The sequence below is a fragment of the Actinoplanes sp. TBRC 11911 genome (genome assembly GCF_012933445.1).
Lineage (GTDB): Bacteria > Actinomycetota > Actinomycetes > Mycobacteriales > Micromonosporaceae > Actinoplanes.
Map to the genome: position 1 here is coordinate 155,441 of NZ_JABBNC010000001.1, position 23,581 is coordinate 179,021.

At 71.4% G+C, this 23,581-nt stretch carries 20 protein-coding genes and 4 tRNA genes; 10 read left to right on the top strand and 14 right to left on the bottom strand.

The window, feature by feature from the left end; translation table 11 throughout:
* Window positions 1-819: 819 nt before the first annotated feature.
* From HH310_RS00660 to HH310_RS00675, 4 genes are all read right to left on the bottom strand, one after another.
* Window positions 820-891 (bottom strand) — tRNA-Val (locus HH310_RS00660).
* Window positions 892-895: 4 nt separating this feature from the next.
* A tRNA-Lys gene (locus HH310_RS00665) sits at window positions 896-968 on the bottom strand.
* Window positions 969-982: 14 nt separating this feature from the next.
* Window positions 983-1,057: transfer RNA gene (locus HH310_RS00670), tRNA-Pro, on the bottom strand.
* A 5-nt stretch (window positions 1,058-1,062) separates the two neighbouring features.
* A tRNA-Ile gene (locus HH310_RS00675) sits at window positions 1,063-1,136 on the bottom strand.
* A gap of 582 nt (window positions 1,137-1,718) precedes the next feature.
* On the opposite strand from HH310_RS00675, the gene HH310_RS00680 reads away from it, so the two are divergent.
* On the top strand, window positions 1,719-3,488 hold the full coding sequence (locus HH310_RS00680; RefSeq protein ID WP_169173378.1) for a protein kinase domain-containing protein: 1,770 nt from the start codon (window positions 1,719-1,721) through the stop codon (window positions 3,486-3,488).
* Window positions 3,489-3,501: 13 nt separating this feature from the next.
* Here the strand turns inward: HH310_RS00680 and HH310_RS00685 are convergent, their stop codons facing one another.
* Complete coding sequence (locus HH310_RS00685; protein ID WP_169173379.1) at window positions 3,502-4,182, bottom strand: VOC family protein; 681 nt, start codon at window positions 4,180-4,182, stop codon at window positions 3,502-3,504.
* An 84-nt stretch (window positions 4,183-4,266) separates the two neighbouring features.
* Window positions 4,267-5,001: an LPXTG cell wall anchor domain-containing protein gene (locus HH310_RS00690; RefSeq protein WP_169173380.1), complete on the bottom strand. Its 735-nt coding sequence runs from the start codon at window positions 4,999-5,001 to the stop codon at window positions 4,267-4,269.
* A gap of 61 nt (window positions 5,002-5,062) precedes the next feature.
* Here HH310_RS00690 and HH310_RS00695 point away from each other — a divergent pair, with 61 nt between their 5' ends.
* Window positions 5,063-5,830 carry a CehA/McbA family metallohydrolase gene (locus HH310_RS00695; RefSeq protein ID WP_169173381.1) on the top strand — a complete coding sequence of 256 codons (768 nt, stop codon included), beginning with the start codon at window positions 5,063-5,065 and terminating at the stop codon, window positions 5,828-5,830.
* On the opposite strand, the gene HH310_RS00700 is transcribed toward HH310_RS00695, so the two are convergent.
* Together HH310_RS00700 and HH310_RS00705 are read right to left on the bottom strand one after the other, a co-directional pair.
* The gene (locus tag HH310_RS00700) at window positions 5,776-6,663 is read right to left on the bottom strand and encodes a lysophospholipid acyltransferase family protein (protein WP_248293583.1); all 888 of its coding nucleotides are present in this window, start codon (window positions 6,661-6,663) and stop codon (window positions 5,776-5,778) included. The genes HH310_RS00695 and HH310_RS00700 overlap by 55 nt on opposite strands.
* Window positions 6,664-6,753: 90 nt before the next feature.
* Window positions 6,754-8,097 (bottom strand): FAD-binding oxidoreductase, encoded by a 1,344-nt coding sequence (locus HH310_RS00705; RefSeq protein ID WP_169173383.1) that lies wholly within the window; start codon window positions 8,095-8,097, stop codon window positions 6,754-6,756.
* Window positions 8,098-8,335: 238 nt separating this feature from the next.
* On the opposite strand from HH310_RS00705, the gene HH310_RS00710 reads away from it, so the two are divergent.
* The gene (locus HH310_RS00710; RefSeq protein ID WP_169173384.1) at window positions 8,336-9,952 is read left to right on the top strand and encodes an AMP-binding protein; all 1,617 of its coding nucleotides are present in this window, start codon (window positions 8,336-8,338) and stop codon (window positions 9,950-9,952) included.
* Here the strand turns inward: HH310_RS00710 and HH310_RS00715 are convergent.
* Window positions 9,939-10,613 (bottom strand): phosphonatase-like hydrolase, encoded by a 675-nt coding sequence (locus tag HH310_RS00715; RefSeq protein ID WP_169173385.1) that lies wholly within the window; start codon window positions 10,611-10,613, stop codon window positions 9,939-9,941. The two genes, HH310_RS00710 and HH310_RS00715, sit on opposite strands and share 14 nt — an antisense overlap.
* Window positions 10,613-11,386 (bottom strand): GntR family transcriptional regulator, encoded by a 774-nt coding sequence (locus HH310_RS00720; protein ID WP_169173386.1) that lies wholly within the window; start codon window positions 11,384-11,386, stop codon window positions 10,613-10,615. Before HH310_RS00720 ends, HH310_RS00715 begins: the two co-directional genes overlap by 1 nt.
* A gap of 114 nt (window positions 11,387-11,500) precedes the next feature.
* Between HH310_RS00720 and HH310_RS00725 the strand changes: the two genes are divergently transcribed.
* Genes HH310_RS00725 through HH310_RS00745 form a run of 5 tightly spaced genes read left to right on the top strand, consistent with a single transcriptional unit; the run spans window position 11,501 to window position 16,394 of the window.
* Window positions 11,501-12,604, top strand: coding sequence for a TIGR03364 family FAD-dependent oxidoreductase (locus HH310_RS00725; protein ID WP_169173387.1), 1,104 nt, complete (start codon window positions 11,501-11,503; stop codon window positions 12,602-12,604).
* A gap of 24 nt (window positions 12,605-12,628) precedes the next feature.
* Window positions 12,629-13,684 carry a 2-aminoethylphosphonate ABC transporter substrate-binding protein gene (locus tag HH310_RS00730; protein WP_169173388.1) on the top strand — a complete coding sequence of 352 codons (1,056 nt, stop codon included), beginning with the start codon at window positions 12,629-12,631 and terminating at the stop codon, window positions 13,682-13,684.
* Window position 13,685: 1 nt separating this feature from the next.
* Window positions 13,686-14,720 carry an ABC transporter ATP-binding protein gene (locus HH310_RS00735; protein WP_169173389.1) on the top strand — a complete coding sequence of 345 codons (1,035 nt, stop codon included), beginning with the start codon at window positions 13,686-13,688 and terminating at the stop codon, window positions 14,718-14,720.
* Window positions 14,717-15,616: a 2-aminoethylphosphonate ABC transporter permease subunit gene (locus HH310_RS00740; protein WP_169173390.1), complete on the top strand. Its 900-nt coding sequence runs from the start codon at window positions 14,717-14,719 to the stop codon at window positions 15,614-15,616. The genes HH310_RS00735 and HH310_RS00740 overlap by 4 nt, the downstream gene beginning before the upstream one ends.
* Complete coding sequence (locus HH310_RS00745; protein ID WP_169173391.1) at window positions 15,600-16,394, top strand: ABC transporter permease; 795 nt, start codon at window positions 15,600-15,602, stop codon at window positions 16,392-16,394. Before HH310_RS00740 ends, HH310_RS00745 begins: the two co-directional genes overlap by 17 nt.
* Here the strand turns inward: HH310_RS00745 and HH310_RS00750 are convergent.
* Genes HH310_RS00750 through HH310_RS00760 form a run of 3 tightly spaced genes read right to left on the bottom strand, consistent with a single transcriptional unit; the run spans window position 16,376 to window position 21,274 of the window.
* The gene (locus tag HH310_RS00750) at window positions 16,376-16,909 is read right to left on the bottom strand and encodes an HD domain-containing protein (RefSeq protein ID WP_169173392.1); all 534 of its coding nucleotides are present in this window, start codon (window positions 16,907-16,909) and stop codon (window positions 16,376-16,378) included. The two genes, HH310_RS00745 and HH310_RS00750, sit on opposite strands and share 19 nt — an antisense overlap.
* Window positions 16,903-17,370 (bottom strand): hypothetical protein, encoded by a 468-nt coding sequence (locus HH310_RS00755; RefSeq protein WP_169173393.1) that lies wholly within the window; start codon window positions 17,368-17,370, stop codon window positions 16,903-16,905. Before HH310_RS00755 ends, HH310_RS00750 begins: the two co-directional genes overlap by 7 nt.
* A gap of 46 nt (window positions 17,371-17,416) precedes the next feature.
* The gene (locus tag HH310_RS00760) at window positions 17,417-21,274 is read right to left on the bottom strand and encodes an AAA family ATPase (protein WP_169173394.1); all 3,858 of its coding nucleotides are present in this window, start codon (window positions 21,272-21,274) and stop codon (window positions 17,417-17,419) included.
* Between the two features lie 115 nt (window positions 21,275-21,389).
* Here HH310_RS00760 and HH310_RS00765 point away from each other — a divergent pair, with 115 nt between their 5' ends.
* Window positions 21,390-22,454, top strand: coding sequence for a trans-aconitate 2-methyltransferase (locus tag HH310_RS00765; RefSeq protein ID WP_169173395.1), 1,065 nt, complete (start codon window positions 21,390-21,392; stop codon window positions 22,452-22,454).
* Here HH310_RS00765 and HH310_RS00770 read toward each other — a convergent pair.
* On the bottom strand, window positions 22,426-23,031 hold the full coding sequence (locus tag HH310_RS00770) for a TetR/AcrR family transcriptional regulator (RefSeq protein WP_169173396.1): 606 nt from the start codon (window positions 23,029-23,031) through the stop codon (window positions 22,426-22,428). The two genes, HH310_RS00765 and HH310_RS00770, sit on opposite strands and share 29 nt — an antisense overlap.
* Before the next feature lie 99 nt (window positions 23,032-23,130).
* Between HH310_RS00770 and HH310_RS00775 the strand changes: the two genes are divergently transcribed.
* Window positions 23,131-23,571 carry a universal stress protein gene (locus tag HH310_RS00775; RefSeq protein ID WP_312033735.1) on the top strand — a complete coding sequence of 147 codons (441 nt, stop codon included), beginning with the start codon at window positions 23,131-23,133 and terminating at the stop codon, window positions 23,569-23,571.
* Window positions 23,572-23,581: the final 10 nt, after the last annotated feature.

The window sequence follows — 23,581 nt, forward strand, 5'->3', positions numbered from 1 at the left end:
AAGTGCGTGAATGCGGAGAAAATATCCTCCACAGTGGATATGCGTCTCATATACTGGACGCGCTGCCACGATGTGGTCGCCAGTCCCATACAGCGGAACTATTCAGCTGTTTCTCGCGCCGCTGACCCTCCGATGCGTTGGCCTTCCGTGGCGGACCTGTGAGGGCCGCCGCTGTGGGGAGCTGGGACGGTCCGGCCGTGGCGGGTGCCCACACCCACTGTGGGTCCGCCGCGGTGTGGGGAACCACAGCGTCCCCGCCGTCGCGACTCCCCACACGCGGGTCAGAGTGGCCACGGTGTGGGCAACCACAGCGTCCCCGCCGTCGCGACTCCCCACACGTGGGTAAGAGTAGCCGCGGTGTGGGGAACCACAGCCTCCCCACCGTCGCAACTCCCCACACGCGGGTGAGAGTGGCCACGGCGTGGGCAACCACAGCCTCCCCGCCATCGCAACTCCCCACACGCGGGTGAGAGTGGCCGCGGTGCGGGCAACCACAGCCTCCCCGGCGTCGCTACTGCCCACACCCGGGTGGGGGGCGCCCGCTGTGGGGAGCTGGAACCTGCCCGGGCCTGGCGGCGCCGCCTCGCACGGGGACTCCCGGCCGACGGAACCAGCTGAACAGTTACATACAGCGGACACGGATCCCACATGATGGCCTCGTTGAGCGGCGGCGGGCGCCATGCTGACACAACCCGGTCGGCGGCGCGGCATGGCCCGTCCCGGGTCGCTCGACGACTGGGCCGGGCGGGCGAGAACCTTGCACTCCGCGGCATGGCCCGTCCCGGGTCACCGCTCCGCGATCGCGGCCGCCGGGCGAGGTGCCCGCACCAGGGGTCGAACCTGGGACCTTCCCCGTGTGAAAGGGACGCTCTTCCGCTGAGCCATGCGGGCTTCGTACGCCGCCGGGGAATCGAACCCCGAACCCACTGATTAAGAGTCAGTTGCTCTACCAATTGAGCTAACGGCGCATGTGTGTGTTCCGTCGGGCCGGCCGGATTTGAACCGGCGTCCTCTCGCTCCCGAAGCGAGCGCGCTGACCAAGCTGCGCCACGGCCCGTGACGTGTCGCCGGGTGGGTTCGAACCACCGGCCTCCGCCTTATCAGGGCGGCGCTCCGACCTGCTGAGCTACGGCGACGTCGCTGCGGGCGGAGGATTCGAACCTCCAACTGCTGCCGGATTGCACCAGCCCGCAAAGGACCGGCCGGCGAGATGACGGTCTCGCCGGCCGGCTTCGGCGCGGTGTTCAGATGGACCAGCGCCGGCGGGTAACGTGCGAGCGGTTGGCCGGCATCGAACCGGCGACCGAAAACGTGGCATGGTGGCGGGCCGTTTCGCCATTCACTGTGGACTTGTCAAAGAGCGCGAAATGAGAAACGCCGCCGTTCCCGGACTGGGGGGCGGCGGCGTGTGCTTCGCTAGCGCTGCCTAGCTACACGCCACCTCTCGGCAGGCACGATGAATGGCCGCCGCACCGCACTGCTGCGGCTCGATCGCGGGCTGGCGCTTCATCCGTCTCTCCTGACCGGTCGTGTTCGTTGTGCTGCCTACGGTAGGGAAACCCGCCGGGCCGGGCAACGCAATTAACGGCCGTGACGCGCGCCATATCCCGCGACCGGCAGTGCGCCACCTCACACCCGGCACCTGACCTGGGTAAATGCGATTATTGACACATGCCTACTGTGCGCCCGGCAAGTCCTTTCGCCGGTACGGTGCCGTCGTGTCCGATACAGAACAGGGCCTCCTAGCTGGGCGTTACCGGCTGGTAAGCCTCCTCGGCGAGGGCGGGATGGGCCGCGTCTGGGAGGCTCGCGACGAGCTTCTCGGTCGCGACGTCGCCATCAAAGAGATCTCGCCGGACGGGCTGAGCGCCGCCGAGCTGGGCGACCTCCGGGAGCGCGCGATCCGCGAGGCACGCGCCATCGCGAAGGTCAGCCACCGCAACGTCGTGCGCATCTTCGACGTGTTCGACCACGAGGGCGCGCCCTGGATCGTCATGGAGCTGATCCGGTCGCGGTCGCTGCTCGACGTGGTCAACGAAGAGGGCCCGATGCAGCCGGAGCGGGCCGCCCACATCGGCCTCGAGGTTCTGGGCGCGCTGCAGGCCGCACACCGGGCGGGCATCCTGCACCGCGACGTGAAGCCGGCCAACGTGCTGCTCGCGCACGACGGCCGGGTGGTGCTGACCGACTTCGGGCTGGCCTCGGTGGCCGGCGATTCCGGGATGACCCGCACCGGCGTGGTGCTGGGCTCGCCGTCGTACCTGGCGCCGGAGCGCGCTCTCGACGAACCCGCCCGCCCCGGGTCGGACCTCTGGTCGCTGGGCGCCACGCTGTTCGCCGCGGTGGAGGGCCGCCCGCCGTACGTGAAATCGTCCCCGATGGCCACGCTCGCCTCGCTGATGGTGGATCCGGCGCCGGTGCCGCAGCGGGCCGGGGTGCTGCGGCCCGCTTTGGAGGCGTTGCTGCAGAAGGATCCGTCGGATCGCGTCTACGCCGACGAGGCCGAGCAGTTGCTGCGCGCCGCGGCCAATTCGGTGCCGGCGGCGGCCCAGCCGAGGCAGCAGCAGCCGAGGATCGTCGAAACCCCGAAGACCAGCGAAAAACCCAAGGCACCGGCCCCGTACGCCCAGACGCCGCCGAACTCTGCGCAGAATGCGGCGCCACCCACCCGGCCGACACAAGCCGGAGGCCCGCACGCACCAGCCGGAGGACCGCCCACCCCAGCGCCCCGGCCCGCTCAAACGCCTCCCGCGCAGGGCGGAACGCCGCCCCCCACGCCGGGCAAACCGCGACGCGGCCTTATCGTCTCCGTCGTCATCGCCATCGTGCTGGCGGTGGCGATCGCCGTCGTGCTGTTCATCCGGGGCTCGCAAGACCCGGACGCGGCCGCGGCCACCGAAGCGACGACACTGACCGACACCAACACCACGCCCGGCCTGGAGTGGTCCGCACCCGCACCACCCGCGGCAGCATCCGCCGGCGCCAAGCCGTCCGTCTCGGCGAAGCCCACCAAGACCCCGTCGCGCTCGACCACGCCGAGCACCCCCACGCGGTCGTTAGCCACGAAGGCACCCGTTCCGCCCAAGGCCACCAAGACAACACCGCCGGTGGTGCACGTGACGTTCGAGGGCGAGTCGTACACCATCAACAACGGCACCGAGAACTCGTTCCCGTCGACGGCGAGCGGCGGCCAGACGGTGGGCCACACCGGAACCGGCGATTGGGTCGGTTACGCCAACCGTTCCCTGGCCGGCGTCCACAACGTCGGTTTCCGCTGCACGGCCGGAAAGGGCGGCACCAGCGTCCAGATCCGCGCCAACTCGGCGACCGGCCCGCTTCTCGGCACCGCGTTCATCCCGGAGACCCCGGATTTCGACACTTTCGAAAACGTGGCCACCAAATTGAGCGCGACCAGCTCCGGCCCGCTCTACATCGTCTTCCTGGGCCCGCAGGCGGCCGACATCGACACGGTCACGCTGTCCTCGTGAAAGCGCGGCGCGCCTAACGCGCGGGCCGCACGGCGAATTCGTTTCCGCCGGGGTCCGCCAGCTCGATCCCGGCGCCGTCGCGCTCACTCCCGAGGCGCGTGGCCCCGAGCGCGACCAACCGCGCCACCTCCGCGTCGAGGTCACCGGCGGTGAACTCGAAGCGCTGCCGGTTCCGCCCCTCTTTCGGAGCCACCGGAGGGCCGCCCCAGGCCACCTTCGTACCGCCGTACGGGGACTGGATCGCGGTTTCCTCGTTCTCGTCCCAGACCAGTGGCCAGCCCAGCGCCCGGCTCCAGAAGAGGCCCACGTCCCGGGTGCCCTCGCAGGCCAGCTCGCCGAGGAAGCCGCACCCGGCGAGGAACTTGTTGCCCGGCTCGATGACGCAGAATTCGTTGCCCTCGGGGTCGGCCAGCACGATGTGCCCCTCCTCGGGACGCTGCCCGACGTCGAGGTGAGCGCCGCCGAGCTCCAGCGCCTTGGCCACCGTGCCCTGCTGGTCGAAGAGGCTGGCGCTGGTCAGGTGAAGGTGGACGCGGTTACGCACCGTCTTCGCCGTATCGCTGGACACGAACCGCAGGCTGACCTCGCCGGGCAGAAACACGCCCTCGGCGACCTCCCGCCCGAGCAGGCCGGCCCAGAACCGGGCCACGCGAACCGCATCGTGCGCGTCGAAGGTCACCGTGAGCGATGGCATCACCGCACAATAGACACGCCCGGGCCCGCCAACAAGCAAAAGCGCCCGGCCCGACGAAGCATCGGGCCGGGCGCGTCGAGCTGGCTACGCCACGAAACGGGAACGGCGCCGGCGTCCGATCACGAACGCCGCACCGCCGGCGAGCAGAATCGCCACGCCGACGGCTGCCGCGGTCGCGGTCGCGGAGCCGGTCACCGGCAGTCCACCGCCCTCGCCGCCGTCCTCGCCGCCACCCGCGCCGGCGGACGGAGCGGGGGTCGCCGAAGCGGTCGTCGTGGCGCTGGGCGTGCCGGTCGGCGCCGATGTCGGCGCGGACGTCGATGCCGACGGGGACGGCGACGCGCAGTCAAGCGCACGTGCGTCGTACACGCCTTCGTTCAGGTACGCCAGAAAAACATCGACGGTCCCGGTGTCGAGCGCCTTCTGCGTGGCCGCTTTCACGTTCGGACCCGCGCCCGTCAACGTCTGCAACACCGTGATCCGCAGAGCGATCTTCCAGGCGCTCTCCACGTCCGCCTTGAGGAACTTGCGCAGATCATCCGCGCTGCCGTCCAGTTTCACCTGAATCGCTTGCGCCAAGGTGGGCAACGATTCGGTGTTGGCCACGGACAGGATCTGGTTGGCCAGGATTCGCACCTCGGTGTCGGTGGCGGTGTCCAGATCGATTTTGACAAGGTCGCGAATATCCTTGTACACCTTGCGTTCGACCGTTTGGCACTGTGCGTTCAGCCCGGTCGTTTCGGTTTGCGCCATCGCCGGCGCCGCCGGAATCAGAAAGGCCAGTGCCACTACGGCGCCGGCCAGGATCTTCCCTCGCATGTGGGTTTCCTCCCCCGCTAAAGATCAAGCGCGGGGATACTACCCTCCCTAGAATGGCCGCGTGGGACGCGCCGACCTTCACATGCACACGAACCTCGGAGACGGCTGGGTAAGCCCGGCCCGGGTCGTCCGGGAAGCCGGAAACCGGGGGCTGGACGTCATCGCGGTGACCGACCACGACCACCTCGAGGGGGCCAAGCGGGTCGAAGAGTTACTCGACGCGCAGTGTCCAGGCGTACGGCTCATCAAGGGTGTTGAGGTTTCCACCCGCAGCGGGCACCTGCTCGGGCTCTTCGTCACGAAAGCGCCGCGGCCGATGCGGTCGGTCGAGGAGAGCATCGACGCCATCAAGGAGCAGGGCGGCCTCGTCGTGGTGCCGCATCCGCTGGGGCGGCTGGTGCCGAGCCTGAGCCGCCGCCGGATCGACCAGCTGCGCGACAACGGATATGAGATCGACGGGATCGAAATCTACAATCCCAGCCCGGCCAACGCCTCGCAGCGCAAGACGGTGCTCGAGGCCAACGCCGGCTGGGGGCTGGCCGCGATCGGCTCCAGCGACGCGCATTTCTGGCAGCACATCGGCGCCGGCTACACGCTTTTCCCGGGCGCGACGGAGGACGAGCTGCGCGCGGCGATCGAGGGCCGGACAACGCAGGCGGGCGGGCAGGACGAACCCACCCCGCGGCTCAACCCGGGCGCCTACGTCGCGCAGTGCGCCTGGAGCTGGTTCGTGGACCCGCCCCGCCGGATGATGCGGCGGCGTCGCGAGGCGAGTCAGGCGGCGGCGACCAGCGACGAAGGCCAGAACCGCCGGAACATGAACCACTGAGTCGGGGTCTGCCGCACGATTTCCTCCTGACAGTCCACCATGTACTGCGTCAGGCGCCGCACCTCCTGTCGTCGGTCCACATCGGAGCGGGGAAACATCGGCGGGAACACCCGGATGCGATACCCACCGCTGGGCGCGTGCCAGAAATATCCCGGCACCACCGCGGCCCCCGACTTGACCGCCATCGTCGCGGCGCCGGCCGGCACATAGGCGGTGTGCCCGAAGAACGTCACCTCCACGCCGTGCCGCGCGCTCACCGGCCGGTCGATGACGATCGCCACCACCCGGCCGTCGGCGAGCTCCTGCACGGCCCGGCGCGGGGCGCTCAGCGCCGGGATGATGTCCACCCCGTTGTCGCGCCGGTGCCCCTGCAGCAGGTTGTCCAGACGCGGATCCTTGAACGTGTCGGCGACGGCGGACAGGCGTACGTGCTGGGCGGCGATCGCCCCGGCCAGATCCCAGCTACCGAAATGACCGGTGGTGACGATCGCGCCCTTGCCCGGCCCCAGCGCGGACGCCAAGCCCTCGCGCCACGTCATCCCCTCGGTGAGATCCTCCGTATGCGCGTCAATGTCCACAATGTTCAGATAGGGAAGACAAATCAATTGCGCGGCCGTACGCCCGTAGTTGCTCCACGACCGCAACGCCGCGCGGCGTACGGCAATATGATTGTCCGGAAGTCCGAGGACCTTGGCCATGTTCTCCTGGGTGGCGAGTCGTTTGGACCGCCACCCGAGATAGCTGGCCGACGTCACCGTGGAGGCCACGGCGTGCCGTACCCGAGGCGGTGTCCGGCCCGCCACGGCAATACCCGAGTGGGCCAGCCAATACATTGACGACACGGGCTGAACCTAGCCCCGGAAAGCGCGCGACCAGCAGGCATGCCACCTGAAATCTCGGTGGCGTGACCCTTAACAGCGGGCTCAATCCGGCAATGGTGTGGCCGACGAGAAGACATTTGCCGGGTCGAATTGCTGCTTCACTTCGCGAAGCCGTGCCGCGTTGTCCCCATAGGCGTGCGCCACCTGGTCGTGATCCTCCGCGACCAGCAGGTTCGGATAGCCGCCGGGCAGCGCGTAGGCGGCCAGTGCCCCGGAGGTCTTGTCCGCCCAGGCGCGATGCGGCGCGCCGTCCTCGCCGGGCTCCCATGCCGGGATGATCTGGAACATGTAGTGGTTGCTCCGTAGGCCGAACGCGGTCGACGTCAGCGGCACCCGCGCGGCGGCCCCGTGGAAGTACTGCCAGGTGATGACCGAGAACGGGGACGGCCGCGTGTCCCCGGCCGCGACCAGCGCGGATATCGCGCCCGGCGGCAGCGAGGCCAGCCAGCGGGTGCGGGCCGTGTTGTGCCGGCCGTTGACCACCTGCGCGTCGGCCATCTTGGTCAGCTCCGCGTACGGCACCGGGCCGATCTGGTTGACCACCGGATGGCCCAGCTCCTGGATCTTCGCGATCTCGGCGGCCTCGGCCGCGGCCTCGCCGAACCACGTGGGTGAGACCACCAGGACGGTGCCGCCCTGCGGGCTGGGCACGATACCGCCGGTCACCCCCAGGTCGTCCGGGGCGGCGGCGAGCACCTCGTCGAGGCCCTGCAGGACCTGCGCGGCCTCGTTCCACGGGAAGATGATCGGCCCGGACACCACGGTCCGCACCGGGTGCAACCGGACCCGCATCGAGGTTACGACCCCGAAGTTGCCACCGCCGCCGCGTACCGCCCAGAACAGGTCCGCGTTCTGCGTCTCGTCGGCGGTCACCAGCCGTCCGTCGGCCAGCACCACCTCGGCGCCGAGCATGTTGTCCAGGGCCAGCCCGTACCGGGTGCTCATCACCCCGTACCCGCCGCCGAGCGTCAGCCCGGTCAGCCCGACCTGAGCGACGATGCCGGTCACCGCGGCGAGCCCGTGCTCGGCCGCGGCCACGGTGAGGTCACCGGCCTGCGCACCGCCCTGCACGGTCGCGACCTCGGCGGCGGCGTCCACCTCGACGCCGCGCATCCGGGTCAGGTCGATGACCAGACCGTTGTGACGCAGGGAACGCCCGGCCCAGTCGTGCCCGCCGCCGCGCACCGACAGCGGCACGTCATGCTTGTTTGCGGCGCGCACGGCCGCCTGCACATCCGACGCGGTCTCACACAACGCGAAGAGCGCCGGTTGTACGTTGACCGCGCCGTTCCAGATGTTCCCGGCCTCGGCGAACCCGTCGTCGTCGCGGGTGAGAACCTTGCCGCTCATCTCGGCGCGCAGCTCACCGGCCATCGTCAGATCCATGACTTATCCCCTCGATTCGATGATGTCGAGAAAAGGCCGACGGCGGTGACCCGCCGCGGCCCCGGGTAATAAGCCGTCCAGGATCCGCATACCTCCCTACAACGTCGGCCGGGCAGGGCGGTTCGCGCTTGTGTCCGGCAAGACACCGCCAGACGCGGGCGCAAGAAGTCGCAACGCCCGAGCATTCAGTCTCCGCCCGCCGGGATGCAGGTTTAGCCCGGCACAAAAGGGGGGTCTCATGCAGACATCGTTCACCATCGACAGCGTTCGCGCGCCGGACGCCGCCATCGTGCGGCATCGGCGGGAGGGGGCGTGGCGTACCGGAAGCTTTCTGGACGACCTCTGGACGTGGCGCGACCGGACACCGGACGCCCCGGCGATCGTGGCCTACCGATCCGGCGGCGAGCGAGTGCGGCTGTCCTACGCCGAATACGCCGACCGGGTGGACCGCTTCGCCGCCGGTCTCGCCGGCCTCGGCGCCGGCCCCGGCACCGTGGTCGCGCTCCAGCTGCCCAACTGGTGGGAGGCGAACGCGTTGCTGCTGGCCGCGTTCCGGGTCGGAGCCGTGGTGGCACCGCTCGTCCCCACGCTCAGCGCGCGCGAGACGGAACGGATCCTGCACCGGGTGGGCGCCGCCATCTGCGTGATCCCGGACGAGTGGGACGGCACCGACTACGCCGCACGCCTGGCCGAGATGGCGCCCCGGCTACCGCGGCTGCGGCACCGGGTGGTGCTGGGCGAGCCGCGACGTCCGGGCGAGGTCGGCTTCACCGATCACTTCGTGCGGCCGAACCGGCGCCCGAAGCCGAGCGAGGCCGGTGCCGACCCGGATCGCGCGGCGGTGGTGCTGTTCACCTCCGGCACGACCGGTGCACCCAAGGGGGCGGTGCATTCGTTGAACACGGTGTACGCGCTCGCCGCCGAGTACGTACGGGTCTGGCGTTTCGGCCCGGCCGACAGTTTCTACACCCCGCACTGGTCGTTGCACCTGGCCGGCATGGTGACCGGTGGCATCTACGCACTGCTCGCCGGCGGCACCGCGGTGCTGACCGACGCCTGGGCACCCGGGACGGCCGCCACCGTGCTTGCCACCGAGGCGGTCACCTACCTCGGCGCGGCCCCGGTCTTCCTGACCGCGTTGATGGCCGAACTGCGGTTGCGCGGCCGCACGCTGCCCAGCCTGCGCACGGTGTGCACGTTCGGCACCACCGTGCCGCCCCAGCTCGTCACCGAGGTGGCCGAAACCTTGGGGGTGACGCTCGGCACGGCGTGGGGCATGACCGAGGCCGGCTACCTCTTCACCCGCCCGGACGATCCGGCCGGCTGGGCGGCGCGCAGCATCGGCCGCCCGAACACCGGCACCGAGATTCAGCTCCGGACGATGGAGGACCAGCTGGGACACCTGGTGATCCGGGGTGCCGGCGTCTGCCTGGCCACGCTGGACCGGGACCGCGACACCATCGACCTCGTCGGCGGCGACTGGTACGAGACGGGTGACCTGGCGGTGCCGGACGGCCGGGGTGGCGTACGGCTGATGGGTCGTCTCGCGGACCGGATCGGCGACGGTTTCATGGTGCCGGCCACCGATGTGGAGGCGGCGTTGCGCGGGCACCCCGCCGTGTCCGACGTGGCGCTGGTCGGCGTGCCCGGACCGGGCGGCGTGGAGCAGGTGTGCGCGGTGATCGTGCCGGACGGGAAGCCACCCGAGCTGGACGAGCTCCGCGCCTACCTGACCGGGCTCGGCATGACCGAGTGGTATCAGCCCACCCGGTCGGTCATCCGGATGCACCTGCCCTACAACGCCTCCGGCAAAGTGAACAAGGCGGTGCTGCGCGCCGACGTCACGACCGGCTAGCGAGCAGGCCGGGGATGCCGGCCACGCCGTCGAGCAGATGGGTCGGCCCGGCCGCGCCGAGCGTGGTGTCCGGGACGTGGCCGGTGCGGACCGCCACCACGACGGCCGCGCCGGCGTTCCGGCCGGACTCGACGTCGCGGACGGTGTCGCCGGCGACCAGCACCCGCCGCACGTCGCGGACGCCGGTCGCCTCCATCGCGTGGAAAACCATGAACGGCGCCGGCCGCCCGGCCATCACGTCGTCGATGCAGACGACGGCATCGACCACTGTGGAGTCCCAGCCGAGCGAGCCCAGCAGCGACGCGGTCGTCTCCCGGTCGAACCCGGTGGTGAGCGCCACCTTCACGCCCGACGAACGCAGCCGCTCGATGGCCTGCGGCACACCGTCGAACGCGACCGGCGGCTCGGCCCGGTACGCGGCGGCGAGCCGGGCGCGGAAGTCGGCGAACGCGGCGTCCACCACCGGGTCGCTCGCGTCGGCGCCGGCGGCGGTCAGCAGCGCCTGGATGGCCTCGCGCTTGCTCGCGCCCATCCACTGCTCGATCTGCTGCGGGGACGGGTCTCCGCCGGCCGCCCGGACCGTTTCGGCGAGCACGCGGTACACGGTGCCGCCCTCGTTCACGGTGGTGCCGGCGACGTCGAAAACGGCGAGCTCGATCATCAGATGGACCTCTCGGGTCGGGGCCGGACGGTGGCGTGCCACGTCCGGCCGAACAGCGGGCGCCCCTCGGGCGCGTTGTCGATGGTGAAGGTGACCCGATCGGGCCGGTAGCGGTCGTCGGAGAACTCGAACGCGTCGCCCGCCTTGGTGTAGGCGATGCGCACCTCACGCAACAACGGGTCGCCGATCGCGACGCCGAGCAGGTCCCGGTCGTGCGCGTCGGCCGGCACCGCGTCGATGCTGTGCCGGGCCACGCCGACCTGCAGGCCCTGGCCGATCAGGTGCTCGTAGATGGACCCGTCGTCCGGGTCGTGGTCGAACAACAGGGAGCCCCACGAGCGTACGAAAGTCGTTCGTTCCACCATGACCGGCTCACCGCCCAGCAGGCGCTGGCGCAGCAGCTGCACCACCGGCTCGCCGGGCTCGATGTCGAGGTGCGCGGCGAGTTCCGCGGTCGCCTTCCGGCGGGCGATCTCCACCGTGTGCTGGCCCGGCGGCAGGCCCAGCATCGCGGCCCAGCGGGAGAACGAGACGAACGAGTCGAACGGCGGCGCGAGCTCCCGCCGCTGCACGGTCGGGCGCTTGCCGCGGCCGCCGGAGATGAGGCCCTCGGCGCGCAGTGTCGCGAGCGCCTGGCGGACCGGTCCGCGGGAGCCGCGCCACCGCGTGCATAACTCCGCCTCGGACGGGACCGCCGCGCCCACGGCCAGCGCCCCGGACAGGATCCGGGCCCGCAGATCGGCGGCGACACGCTCATGCAGGGGGGCTTCCATGAAAGTTGACAATACATGTCGGGCACGCCCCGAATCGTGCTGCTGGCGAACGCAAGGTGAACCCTTGGCGGCGTGCCTTGACCCCTGGATTTCGGCGAGCGAACCATACTTGTCATGACAAGTCCGCGGCGGAACGAAGACGTGCTCATCGTCGGTGCCGGCATCGTGGGGCTCGGCCACGCGATGCACGCGCTGGCCCGGGGTGCGAGCGTCACCGTGGTCGAACGTAACCCGCGCGCGCTGGGCGCCTCGGTGCGTAACTTCGGCCACGGCTGCGTGACCGCTCAGGACGGCGACGCCCTGCGGTACGCGATGGCGGCCCGCCGGCACTGGCTGCGCGCGGCCGGGCAGGCCGGGTTCTGGATCCGCGACGCGGGAACCGTTGTGGTGGCACGCAACGACGACGAGTACGCGGTACTCGAGGACTTCCACGCCGCGCGCGGCGACGACGTCGTGCTGCTGGACGCCGCCGCCGTCAGCGCGAAAGTCCCGGTGGCCGAAGGCGTCGTCGGCGGTGCCTGGCTGCCGCTCGATCTGCGCGTCGATCCCCGCGAGGCGGTCGCGTCCATCGCGGCGTGGCTGGCCGGGCAGGGCGTCCGGTTTCTCTGGTCCACTTCGGTGCACGGCATCGAGGGCGACGTCGTGCGCACCAGCCGCGGCGACGTGACCGCCGACAAGATCGTCGTAGCCGTGGGGCACGACATAGACCGCCTTTATCCCGAAATTTCGGACAGATTCTCCGTACGCCGGTGCATGCTGCACATGCTCGAGCTCGACGGCCCGGAAAGGACCGTCGACCCGGCGGTGCTGACCGGCTGGTCCCTGCTGCGCTACGACGGCTTCGCGGTCAGCCCCGCACTCAAGCAAGTAAAAGACCGCCTCGACCCGGCCGGACTCGAAGCCGGCCTCAACCTGATGTTCACCCAGCGCCCGTCCGGAGAAATCGTCTTCGGCGACACCCACGACTACGGCGAGTTCGTCTCGCCGTTCCGCGCCGAAACGCGTGACGAACTCCTGCTGGGGCAGGCACGCGAGCTCTTCGGCATCCCGGCGCCGCGCGTCCGTGCCCGATGGCGCGGCGTCTACGCCTCCGCCCCCGAGAACTTCCTCATCGACTCCCCCGCCCCGAACATCCGCGTCGTGTCGGTCACCTCCGGCATCGGCATGACCACCGGGTTCGGCCTCGCCGAGCAGGTCATCGACGGCCTGTTCGTCTGACACATCGTGGAAAGGTTTTCCGTCATGACGATCCGACGCCTCGCCGGCGCCCTCGTCGCCGCCGTCACCGTCGCCGGCACGCTCGCCGCGTGCGGCGGCACCGATTCCGGCTCAACTTCCGCCTCCGCGGCCGGCGCTACCGGCGGGTCGGTCACCGTCTACAGCGCCGACGGCCTGGCCGACTGGTACAAACCGCAGTTCGCCGCGTTCACGCAGAGCACCGGCATCAAGGTGAACTACGTCGAGGCCGGCTCCGGCGAGGTGGTGAGCCGCATCGAGAAGGAGCGCTCCAACCCGCAGGCCGACGTACTGGTCACACTGCCGCCGTTCATCCAGCAGGCGGACAAGGACGGCATGCTGGGCGACCTCGGCGTGGACACCACCACGATCCCGGCCGCGGACAAGGCGGCCAACAACCACTGGACCGCCGTGGTGAACAACTATTCGTGCTTCATCGTCAACAACAAGGTCACCCCGCCGAAGACCTGGGCCGACCTGCTCTCCGCGGTCTACAAGGGCAAGCTGCAGTACTCGACCCCGGGACAGGCCGGCGACGGCACCGCGGTGCTCGTTCTGCTGCAGCACGAGATGGGCAAGGACGCCGCCCTGGCGTACCTGAAGAAGTTGCAGGCCAACAACGTGGGCCCGTCCTCGTCGACCGGAAAGCTGCAGCCGCAGGTCTCCTCCGGGTCGCTCACCGTGGCGAACGGCGACCTGCAGATGAACCTGACCTCGATCTCGACCGACAAGTCGGCGTTCAAGGTGTTCTTCCCGGCCGACGGCACCAAACAACCGGAAACCCTTGCCCTCCCGTACGACATGGGTCTGACCAGCAACGCCCCGCACGCGGACAACGGCAAGAAGCTGATGAACTTCCTGCTGTCCCCGGACGCGCAGAAGGCCGCCTCGTCGGTGGCGTTCGGCATCCCGGTCCGCTCCGACGTCACGCCGACCGACGCCAATTACAACTCGGTGCAGGCCGCCGTCAAGGGCGTGCAGATCTACCACCCCGACTGGGACGCGGTGCTCGCGGACCTCGACAAGGACGTGGCCGCCTACACCAGCGCGACCGCGAGCTGAGATGTCCGAGGCCATCCGCTTCGACAACGTCCGCGTCGACTACGGACGCACGCGGGCCCTCGCCGACTTCAGCCTTAGCGTCGGCGCGGGCGAGACGGTGGCGCTGCTCGGACCGTCCGGATCCGGCAAGTCGACGGCGCTCAAGGCCCTCGCGGGCTTCGAGCGGCCGTCGGCGGGCCGGGTCCACCTGGCCGGGCGGGACGTCACCGACCTACCGCCCTACGAACGCGGGCTGGGCGTGGTCGTCCAGCAGTACGCCCTCTTCCCGCACATGCGCGTGGCGGACAACGTGGCTTTCGGCCTGAAAGCGCGCCGCACCGCCAAAGCCATCGTCAAGGACCGGGTCGCCGAGGTCCTCACGATGGTCGGGATGGCCGAGTTCGCCCACCGCTACCCGGCCGAGCTGTCCGGCGGCCAGCAGCAGCGCGTCGCCATCGCGCGGGCGCTGGCCCCCGCGCCCGAGGTGCTGCTGCTCGACGAGCCGTTGTCGGCGCTCGACGCGAAGCTGCGCCAGGACATGATCGGCGAGCTGCAGCGGCTGCGCGCGGACCTGCCCGGGATCGCCATGCTGTACGTCACCCACGATCAGGTCGAGGCGCTGAGCCTGGCGGACCGCATCGTGGTGATGCGCGACGGCCGGATCGTCGACAGCGGTCCGGCGGCCGGCCTTTACCGCACGCCGCCGTCGCCGTTCACCGCCTCGTTCCTCGGCGACGCCAACCTGGTGCCGACCGTCGTGGTGGAGACCGACGTCGTCCAGGCCGGCGATTTGACCGTACGCCTCGACACCGGCCCGTTCACGGCCGGTGACCCGACGCTGCTCTGTCTGCGGCCGCACGAGATCGAGGTCGGTCCCGGCTGGACCGGCCGGCTCAGCGCGGTGCAGTGGCGCGGCGCCAGTTACCGGCTCGCGGTGGAGGTCGACGGCGTCGGTCCGATCCGCCTCGACGTCTCCTCGACCCGCGCGTTGCCCGAGGTCGGCCAGCAGATCTCCATCGCCCCGGCCAGCGGCGCCGGGGTTCTGGTCCCGTCATGACCGCCGCCGTCGAGGCGGTCCTTCCCGCCGACGCCGCCCGGCCGCGCACCAGGCGAGCGCGGCTGGGCGGCGTCAGCCTCATCGGCCCGCTCGCCGTCCTGGGCCTGCTGTTCATCTATCCCTTGGTGACCGTCGTCGAGCAGTCCTTCGAGGACCGGCTCGGCCGGCCCGCCGGCGCGGTCGCCTGGCACACCGTCCTGGCCTCCGCCGAGTTCCGCACCGGCCTGCTCACCACCGTCGAGATCGCGGCCGGCGCGACCGTCGGCTGTGTCGTGATCGGCACCTTCATCGCGATCGTGCTGGCCTTCGTCCCGTTCCCCGGCTCCGCCGCGGTCGCCCGGCTGACCACGGTGATCCTGGCCTTCCCGTCGTTCTTCATCGCGCTGTCGTTCGCCGTCCTCTACGGGCGGGTGGGCGTGCTCAGCTCGATCGTGCAAAGCGTCACCGGGCATTCCGAGGCGCTGGGCGGTTTCATCCACACCCGCTGGGCCGTGCTGCTCGCCGAGATCACCTTCTACACCCCGTTCGTCATCCGCCCGGTGCTCGCGGCCGCCCAGCAGATGCAGACCGAGCAGCTGCGCGTCGCGGCGAGCCTCGGCGCCCGGCCCTGGACGGTGGTGCGGCGCGTGCTGCTGCCCGAGTTGCTGCCGTCGATCGTGGCCGGCGCCGGCCTGTGCCTGATGCTGACGCTCAACGAGTTCGGCATCATCCTGTTCATCGGCGCCAAGGGCGTGCTGACGCTGCCGGTGCTCATCTACACCAAGGGCATCGTCGCCTTCGACTACCCGTCCGCGGCGGTGCTGGCGTGCGTGCAGGTCGCCCTGTCGATGCTGCTCTACCTGCTGGGCCGGCTGCTCGTCGCGCGGATCGGAGGCCGTCGTGCTGGTCTGGACTAACCGCGGGCGGCGTACGGTCGTCGCGGTTTTCGCCGTGGTGGTGCTGGTGCTTCTGGTCGCGCCGCTGCTGGTCGTGCTCGTCGCGGCGTTCTCCGGCACCTGGAACGGGGTGCTGCCGGGCTCGCTGACCGCCGCACACCTGCGCGACGCGCTGGCGGCCGACAACCTCGCGAGCCTGTCCACCAGCATCCAGACCGCGGTGCTGGCCGGGCTGGTCGCGGTGGTCACCGGCACGTGGGCGGCGATCGCGGCCGACCGGCTGCCCGGCCGGCTGCGCACGGTCGCCGACGCGCTCTTCCACCTGCCGGTGGCGGTGCCCAGCGTGGTGCTGGGCTTCGGCATGCTGGTCGCGTTCAGCCATCGCCCGTTCCTGCTGAACGGCACCCGGTGGATCGTCATCGCCGCGCAGACCATGCTGGTGTTCGCGTTCGCCTACAGTGCCGTGTCGGCGGCCATGCGGCGGCTCGACCGGCAGCTGCTCGACGTGGCCGGGAGCCTCGGCGCGCGGCCGTCGCGGGTGCTGATCCGGGTGACGCTGCCGCTGCTGCTTCCGTCGATCACCGCGGCCGCCGCGCTGTCGGTGGCGCTGTGCATGGGCGAGCTGGGCGCCACCGTCATGGTGTATCCGCCGAGCTGGCGCACGCTGCCGGTGACCGTGTTCGGGCTCTCCGACCGCGGCGACGTGTTCGGCGCCAGCGCGGACACGCTGCTGTTGCTGGTGGCGACCGGGGTGCTGCTCCTGCTGATCGGGCGGATCCGTCAGCGGGTGCGCACGTAGTCGCGGACGCGCGGTGCCCAGGTCGCCAGGCCCGGCACCGCGCGCCCGACCTCCTTGGCGGCCTCGTCGGCGCGGCGCAACGCGACCGCGTCGGCGCTGCCCGGCCGGGCCTCGAACGCTTCGATCTCCGCGCGGGTCATGGCCGCGCCCTGCCGGCCGAGGCTGAGTTCGCTGGCCGGCGACAGCTCGTACGCCTCGGTGGCCGCGAGGTAGCGCTTGGCCTGCACGTGCAACCCCACCAGATCGGCCACCCGGTCGCCGAACAGCGGCCGGACCGCGTCGGCGCCCGCGCGGGCGTGGTCGGGGCCGTCGCCGGTCGCGTGCCCGATGTCGTGGACCAGCCCGGCCAGGTGCAGGCCGAGGTCCGCGGGATGCCGGGCGCGCAGCACGTCGGCGCATTGCAGCCCGTGCGCGAGCAGGTCGACCGGGTCGCCCTCGGGTGGCGGCGCGTCGAACACCCCGTCGAGCGCGGCGAACCAGTCCAGAAAGGCGTCGGCGTCCGCGAAGATCACCATGTGGCCAGCGTACGGCTGTCCCCGTCCGAGGTCACCGTGAGCTTCCACCCGGTGGTGGACGACACCAGCCGCACCTTGCCGATGGTCTCGTGCTGGTCGTCCGGGCACGGCTGGCCCGGCGCCGGCGGCACCGAGGTGCCGGAGATCCCGGAACGCGCCCCGCTGATCCGGAAACCCTGATATCCGGCAGTGTCGATCAGGTCGAAGCGTCCGAAGTCCCGGTGGTGCACCACCGGGACCACGCGTTCGCCGCAGGTGGCCCGATACGTGTCGTCGGTCCAGAAGTCGTGCTCGAAGACCAGCCCGGACGCCTTCGACGCCAGCTCCCGGCCGGTCCAGCCGAAGGCCTCGCGCACGTCGGCCGCGCCGACGAACCCGGTCTTGGTCTCCGGGTCGTAACGCACCGACGCGGGCGCCGGGGTCGCGGCGGTGAGAAGGGCGAGGGCGAGCGGGAAAAGCATGTCTGGCTCCTGAATGACCGGCGGATTCCTAACACCCAACGCCGGATCAGCGATTCCGGACACGCTCGGCGTCCGGCTCGGCCCCCAATCTCGTGTACGCCTCGAGCGCCGCGGCCCGGAGCTGCCCCGAGCGCCGCGGGCTGACCGTGGCGAGCCGCTCCCGGGCGCGGGCGGCGGCCAGCGGCATGGACAGCCGGTCGAAGCCCGCCACGGCCCGGGTGAAGAGCGCCTGTGCCGTCGCCCGGTCACCGGCCGCCGCCCGGACGACGCCCTCGGCCCGGTCGCACGTGGGCGTGACGGTCGCGAGGAACCCGGCCGTGGCGCGCACCGACGGGAGGAGCCGGGCCAGGGCCTCGTGCTCGCCGAGCGCTTCGAGAGCCTCGACCAGAACCAGCGTCTCGTACGGGATCTCCTCCGGTCCGGGACGGCGCCCGCGGCGTACGAGCAATTCGGCAAGGTTGCGCCCGGCCCGCGCGTCACCCAGCTCGATGGCCAATTGCCCGCGCAGCGCCTCGGTGTTGCCGGGATGCTCCAGATCGACGGGCACGCCGGCGGCCACCGACCGCGCGCCCGGCCGGTCACCTCGACGAGCCATCCCGAGGGCGCCGATCAGCGGCCCACCCTTGATGTACGGGCAGCTCATCTCCCGTTCCGGACCGTCCCGCAAGGTCAGGTGCTCGTCGAGGTACGGCTCCATCTCGGACCATCGGCCGAGCTGGAGAAGGTTGGCCATGACGAGATAGGTGGCGTGCAGCCGGTCGTGCGGCGACAACGGCCGGGCCGTCTCGTACGACCGCAGGGCATGGTTCAGCGACAGCCGATAGTCGCCGCGGACGTCGGCCAGCACCAGACCGGCGATCGTGTGCCCGAGCGCCCGATCCCGGTCGCGGCCGTCGCGCTCGACGAGCTTGACCTCGTCCAGGATGACCTCGACCGCCTCCGGGTAGCGGCCGTCGAGGAAATGCACCGCCGCGCGCCCGAGCAGCGCCAGCCCGCGCAGCGACGGCGAGGCGAGCCGATCGGCCAGGGTGAACGCCGCCGCCGCGGCCGCACGGCGCTGCTCCACCGCGACCGGGTCGGCCAGACCCGTCCACGCCCAGCGGCCGCCGCACAGTGCCCGCAGGGACAGCAGCTGAGCCTTCGTCGGCGGGTCGCTCACCGCGGCCAGGCCCTCGTCGATGACCCGGTCGGCCATCGCGGGCTCGGCCGGCGCCCGGAACCCGCCCCACCGGGCCACCGCCATCCGCGCGGTCTTGAGGCACAGCTCGGCGCGGCGGTCGTCGAAGCCCGGCGAGGTGCGCAGGATCGTGATGGCCTCCCGCCACGCGCGCGCCGCCTCGTCCCCGGCGTACGCGGTTTCGTGGTCGTCGCCGATCGCCTCCATGGCCTCGGCGCGCTCGCCCGCGCCCGAGGCGTACCGGAGCGCTCGTTTGTGCAGGTCGAGCGCCTTGGCGATGGCGTACCGGCGGCGGGCGCCGGTCCCGGCGGCGACGAGCGAGCGGAACGCCTTGCCGCGCACCCAGTCGCCCTTGCGATCCTCGCCGGGGATCGCGTGCCAGGTGTCGGCCGCCGCCGCGTAGTGGAACGCGACCAGCTCGATGACCTCGCCGACCCGCTCGCGGGACAGTTCCTCGAGCCAGGCCGCGACGTCCGCGTGGCCGTGGGCGCGGCGCGCGGCGGGCAGACTCGCGTACGCCACATCGCGCAGCAACGCGTGTTTGAAGGCGAACTCGTTGTCTCGCGCGACGATCAGCCCGCGCGCCTCCAGCGCGCCCAGCTCGTCGTCGAGGTCCTCGCCGAGCGGCTCGGTCCGGAACACCCGGCCCATCACCGACGCCGCCTGCAGCAACCGTTTCTCCGGCGCCGGCAGGGCGTCGACCCGGGCCGCCAGCAAGGCGTGCAACGTGTCCGGCAGCGTGACCGCGCCGCCCTCCGCCAGGTGCGCCGCGAGCTCGTCGAGGAAGTACGGGTTGCCCTCGGCCCGGGCCAGGATCTCGTCGCGGCGGCGGGGATCGACCGCCTTCGCGGTGAGCAGTTCCCGGCTGGCCTCGTCGGTCAGCGCGCCCAGCGACACCGTCGACACGTCCGCGGCGCCGAACCCGCCGAACTCGGGACGCGCGGTGGCCAGCACCACCACCGGTCCGGTCGAGCGCGCCACCAGCCGGATCAGCATGTCCACCAACGGTTTCCCGGCCCAGTGCAGGTCCTCGACCACCATGATGACCGGGCCGTCCTGAGCGAACGCGCTGGCGAACCGCGGCCACGCCCGGCCCAGCTCCTCGGCGACCGCGCGCGGGTCGGCGGCGTCCAGCGGGTTGTCCGGCAGCCGCACGGCCGCGGTGGTGGCCAGCGCGAAGATGGTCGCATCCACATCGGACCGACCACGGAACAGCTGTGCCAGGCGGGTCCGCAACCGTTGCTGCGTCTGCGGTCCGGAGTCGCCGAGCGGGATGCCGCACGCCTCGCGCAGAATCTCGCCGAGCGCCCAATAGGTGATGCCGTCGCCGGCCGCGAGGCATCGCCCGCGCAACACCCGGGTGTCCGGCCGCGCCAGCAACACCTCACGGACCAGCCGGGTCTTCCCGATCCCGGCGGCACCGGTGATGGTGAGCAGTCGCGGGCGCCGGCTGGCCTCGGCCTCCTCGATGAGGCCGAGCACCGCGCGGATCTCGCCGGTGCGGCCCACCATCGGCGCCTCGTGCTCGCGCCGCCGCTCGTCCGGCGCCCAGGACGCGGACAGCAGCCGGCCGCCGCGGAACCGGAAATGGCCGTGCCGCGCGGCGAGCCGGGTCCGTTCGGCGGCGAGCAACGTGTGCGGGCCGGCCGCCTCGCGCAGCCGGGCCGCGCCGTCGAGCACCGCGCCGCCGATGTCCGGCAGCAGGGCGGGCGCGATGATCTCGCCGGTGTCCACGCCGAGCCGGATCGCCACCGGCAGCCGTTGCAGGATCTCGAAACCGGCCCACAGCGCGCGGTCGGCGTGCTCCTCGCGGGCCGCCGGATAGCCGAACACGGCCACCACGCCGCCGCCGACCCGCTTCTGCACCGCGCCGCCCCAGCGTTGCAGGACCTCGCAGAGCAGGTCGGTCCACACGCCGATCGCGCGCCGGTTGCGCTCCGGATCGGCGTCGACCACCCCGCGGAAGTCCGCGTCGAGGACCGTGACGAGCTTGCGTTCCTCCTTGTGGTCCGGTTGCGGCGCGACCGTGCTCGGCGCCGTCAGCTCGCGGTAGACGCGCTGCACCTCGTCGCCCGGTTCGACCTCGAGCTCCTTGCGCAGCAGCTCGGCCAGGCGGTCGTACCAGCGCAGCGCGACGTGCCGGTCCTCCAAGGACATCAGCCGCGCGTACGCCTGTTCGTGCAGCCGATCGAGGCCGATCAACCGTTCCAGCGACGCGATCGCGCCCCGGTTGTCGCCGCGCGACTCCCTCGCGGCGGCCTGATCGAGCAGCAGCGGCACCACGGCATCACGCAGTTGGGCGCGGCGCGTCCCGGCCCAGTCGTCGAAACGGTTCTCCGGCAGCAGATCCCCGGCGTACAGCGCGAGCGCGCCCTCCACGTCCCCGCGCCGCGCGGCCGCCTCGAACGCGTCGACATCGACCCACAACTCGGCCGCGCGCAGGCTGAGCATGTCATCCTGCAAGATCAAATGCTCGTTTCCCACCGTACGCCTCGCGAAGTGCAGCGCCTTGTTGAGCCGCGCGGCGCCCGGGGCGTCCGGCCACAGGAGGTCCGCGACCTGCTCGCGATGCAGCCGGTGACCGGGCCGCAGCGCGAGCAGCTTGACCAGCGCCGTGGCACCGCTGCGCCGCCACTCCCCGGCCGGCACGCTGTGCCCGGCGGCCTCGACCCGGAAGCCGCCGAGAAGCCAAATGCGCAGGTCGCCCGGCATCCTGAGATTGTCCACCCGGCGCTGCCCCGGGCGGGGACGTCAAACGGACACTTGCGGGAAATCGAGGTGGTTAGCGTGCCCCCTATTCGACCGGCGCCGCCCGGCGCCGGGAAGTTTGGGGGGACATAGCATGACAACCACGACAGCGGTCGACGAGCAGCGCTTGATGGAGTTCGTCTTCAAGGCGGTCGGCGACTTCGGCTCGATGCTGACCGGGTCGATGGCGGTGATCGGCGACCGGCTGGGCCTGTACCGGGCCATGGCCGGCGCGGGCCCGCTGACCCCGGCCGAACTGGCCGGGAAGACCGGCACCGTCGAGCGGTACGTCCGCGAGTGGCTGAGCGCCCAGGCCGCCGCCGGATACGTCACGGTCGACAGCGACGGCCGCTTCGAGTTACCCGCCGAGAACGCGATCGCGCTCACCGACGAGACCAGCCCGGCCTGCGTCATCGGCGGCTTCGGCCTGATGCTGGCCGCGCTGCGCTCCACCGACAAGCTGGTCACCGCGTTCCGCACCGGCGAGGGCGTCGGGTGGCACGAGCACCACGCGGACCTCTACGAGGGCACCGAGCGCTTCTTCCGGCCCGGCTACCTGGCGAACCTGGTCGACGCCTGGATCCCGGCGATGGACGGGGTGGAGGCGGCGCTGAAGCACGGGGCCCGGGTCGCCGACATCGGCTGCGGGCACGGTGCGTCCACGATCCTGATGGCCACGGCGTACCCGAACTCGACCTTCGTCGGCACCGACTACCACCGGGGCTCGATCGACGCCGCGGTCAGCCGGGCGGGCGAGGCGGCGGTCGGCAACCGGACCCGCTTCGAGGTCGGCCGCGCGACCGAACTGGACGGCACGTACGACCTGATCTGTCTCTTCGATTGCCTGCACGACATGGGTGACCCGGTCGGCGCGCTCGCCCACCTGCGCGAGCATCTCGACCCGGCGGGCTCGATCCTGATCGTCGAGCCGTTCGCCGGCGACCACATCACCGACAACCTCAACCCGGTCGGCGTGGTCTATTACGGCGCCTCAACCCTTTTGTGTACGCCCAACTCACTGTCCCAGGAGGTCGGTCTGGCGCTCGGTGCGCAGGCCGGCGAGTCCCGGTTGCGCGAGGTGGCCACGAGCGCGGGTCTCACCGACTTCCGCCGCGTCGCGGAGACGCCGTTCAACCTGGTCTTCCAGGCCCGTCGCTGACCGCTGCGAGCAGGAAGTCGACCAGTCGCCGGGCATGCCTCGCGGTGTCGCCGCGCTTGCCCGGCGGGGTGTTCAGCGCGTGCATCATCGCCCCGCCCATGAGCGTCTCGAGCAGCAGCGTGACACTCGCCGCGGCGGGCAGCTCATCACGGGCGATGCCGCGGCGCACGATCGAGCGGGCGGCCCCGATCTGCGCGGTGCGCATCGCCTGGTACTGCTCGGCGACACCCGGGATCGTGCTCGCCTCGAAGGACAGCCGCATCGCCGCGCGGCTCGACGGCCCCAGGTACAGCTCGATGATCTGCTTCGCCAGCTCGACCAGATCGCCGTGCAGCGTGCCGGTGTCGACGTCGCTGACGCGCACGAGCCCGGTGGTCAGCGCGTGCGTCAGCAGCGCCTCCTTGCTGCTCCATCGCAGGTAGAGCGAGGCCTTGCCGACTCCGGCTCGGCGCGCGACGGTCTCCATCGCGAACCCGGCCCACCCGGCGTCACCGAACACGTCCAGGGCGGCCCGCGCGATCCGGCGATCCACCTCCGGATCTCGCGGCCGGCCCTGGGCCGCTGGCGCGGCACCCATCGCGGCTCCCCGTTGTATTGCTGAACGCTCTGCGTCAGGATACTCTCGGATAAGTGAACGGAATACGTTCAGTATGTGTCTCGCCCCGCGGGAGATGACGTGACCGAGGACGGACCCGGCGCCATCCTCGTCGGCATCGACGGGTCGACCTCGTCGCTGCGCGCGGCCGCCTACGCCGTCGGGCTGGCCCGGCGGCAGCGATGCGAGCTGGTCGCCGTCTACGTGCGGGAGTCGGTGCCGTTCCTGCTCCCGATGGCCGACACCAGCGGCACCGCGACGGCCACCGTGGTCGACGCGCACGACGCCGTGGAGCAGCAGTTACGCGACGCGCTCGAGCAGAATGTGCCCGGGCTGGGCGTCGCGATGAGACTCGTGGTGCGCCTCGGCGAGCCGTACGCCGAGCTGATCAGTGTGGCCGAGGAGGTCCGGGCCGACGCGGTGATCGTGGGCCGCTCCACCAAGTTCGTGCACCGGGTGGCCGGCTCGCTCCCGGTAAAGCTGATCCGCTGCCGCCGCTGGCCCGTCACCGTCGTCCCGTAGCCCGCCCGGC

Excerpts from the sequence above, each read along its gene's own strand:
- HH310_RS00715 (WP_169173385.1), bottom strand. The coding sequence starts at position 10,613 with ATGATCGAGCTCGCCGTTTTCGACGTCGCCGGCACCACCGTGAACGAG.
- HH310_RS00765 (WP_169173395.1), top strand. The coding sequence starts at position 21,390 with ATGACAACCACGACAGCGGTCGACGAGCAGCGCTTGATGGAGTTCGTC.
- HH310_RS00685 (WP_169173379.1), bottom strand. The coding sequence starts at position 4,182 with ATGCCATCGCTCACGGTGACCTTCGACGCGCACGATGCGGTTCGCGTG.
- HH310_RS00725 (WP_169173387.1), top strand. The coding sequence starts at position 11,501 with ATGACAAGTCCGCGGCGGAACGAAGACGTGCTCATCGTCGGTGCCGGC.
- HH310_RS00735 (WP_169173389.1), top strand. The coding sequence starts at position 13,686 with ATGTCCGAGGCCATCCGCTTCGACAACGTCCGCGTCGACTACGGACGC.
- HH310_RS00690 (WP_169173380.1), bottom strand. The coding sequence starts at position 5,001 with ATGCGAGGGAAGATCCTGGCCGGCGCCGTAGTGGCACTGGCCTTTCTG.
- HH310_RS00750 (WP_169173392.1), bottom strand. The coding sequence starts at position 16,909 with ATGGTGATCTTCGCGGACGCCGACGCCTTTCTGGACTGGTTCGCCGCG.
- HH310_RS00705 (WP_169173383.1), bottom strand. The coding sequence starts at position 8,097 with ATGGATCTGACGATGGCCGGTGAGCTGCGCGCCGAGATGAGCGGCAAG.
- HH310_RS00770 (WP_169173396.1), bottom strand. The coding sequence starts at position 23,031 with ATGGGTGCCGCGCCAGCGGCCCAGGGCCGGCCGCGAGATCCGGAGGTG.
- HH310_RS00755 (WP_169173393.1), bottom strand. The coding sequence starts at position 17,370 with ATGCTTTTCCCGCTCGCCCTCGCCCTTCTCACCGCCGCGACCCCGGCG.
- HH310_RS00700 (WP_248293583.1), bottom strand. The coding sequence starts at position 6,663 with ATGTATTGGCTGGCCCACTCGGGTATTGCCGTGGCGGGCCGGACACCG.
- HH310_RS00730 (WP_169173388.1), top strand. The coding sequence starts at position 12,629 with ATGACGATCCGACGCCTCGCCGGCGCCCTCGTCGCCGCCGTCACCGTC.
- HH310_RS00720 (WP_169173386.1), bottom strand. The coding sequence starts at position 11,386 with ATGGAAGCCCCCCTGCATGAGCGTGTCGCCGCCGATCTGCGGGCCCGG.
- HH310_RS00710 (WP_169173384.1), top strand. The coding sequence starts at position 8,336 with ATGCAGACATCGTTCACCATCGACAGCGTTCGCGCGCCGGACGCCGCC.
- HH310_RS00740 (WP_169173390.1), top strand. The coding sequence starts at position 14,717 with ATGACCGCCGCCGTCGAGGCGGTCCTTCCCGCCGACGCCGCCCGGCCG.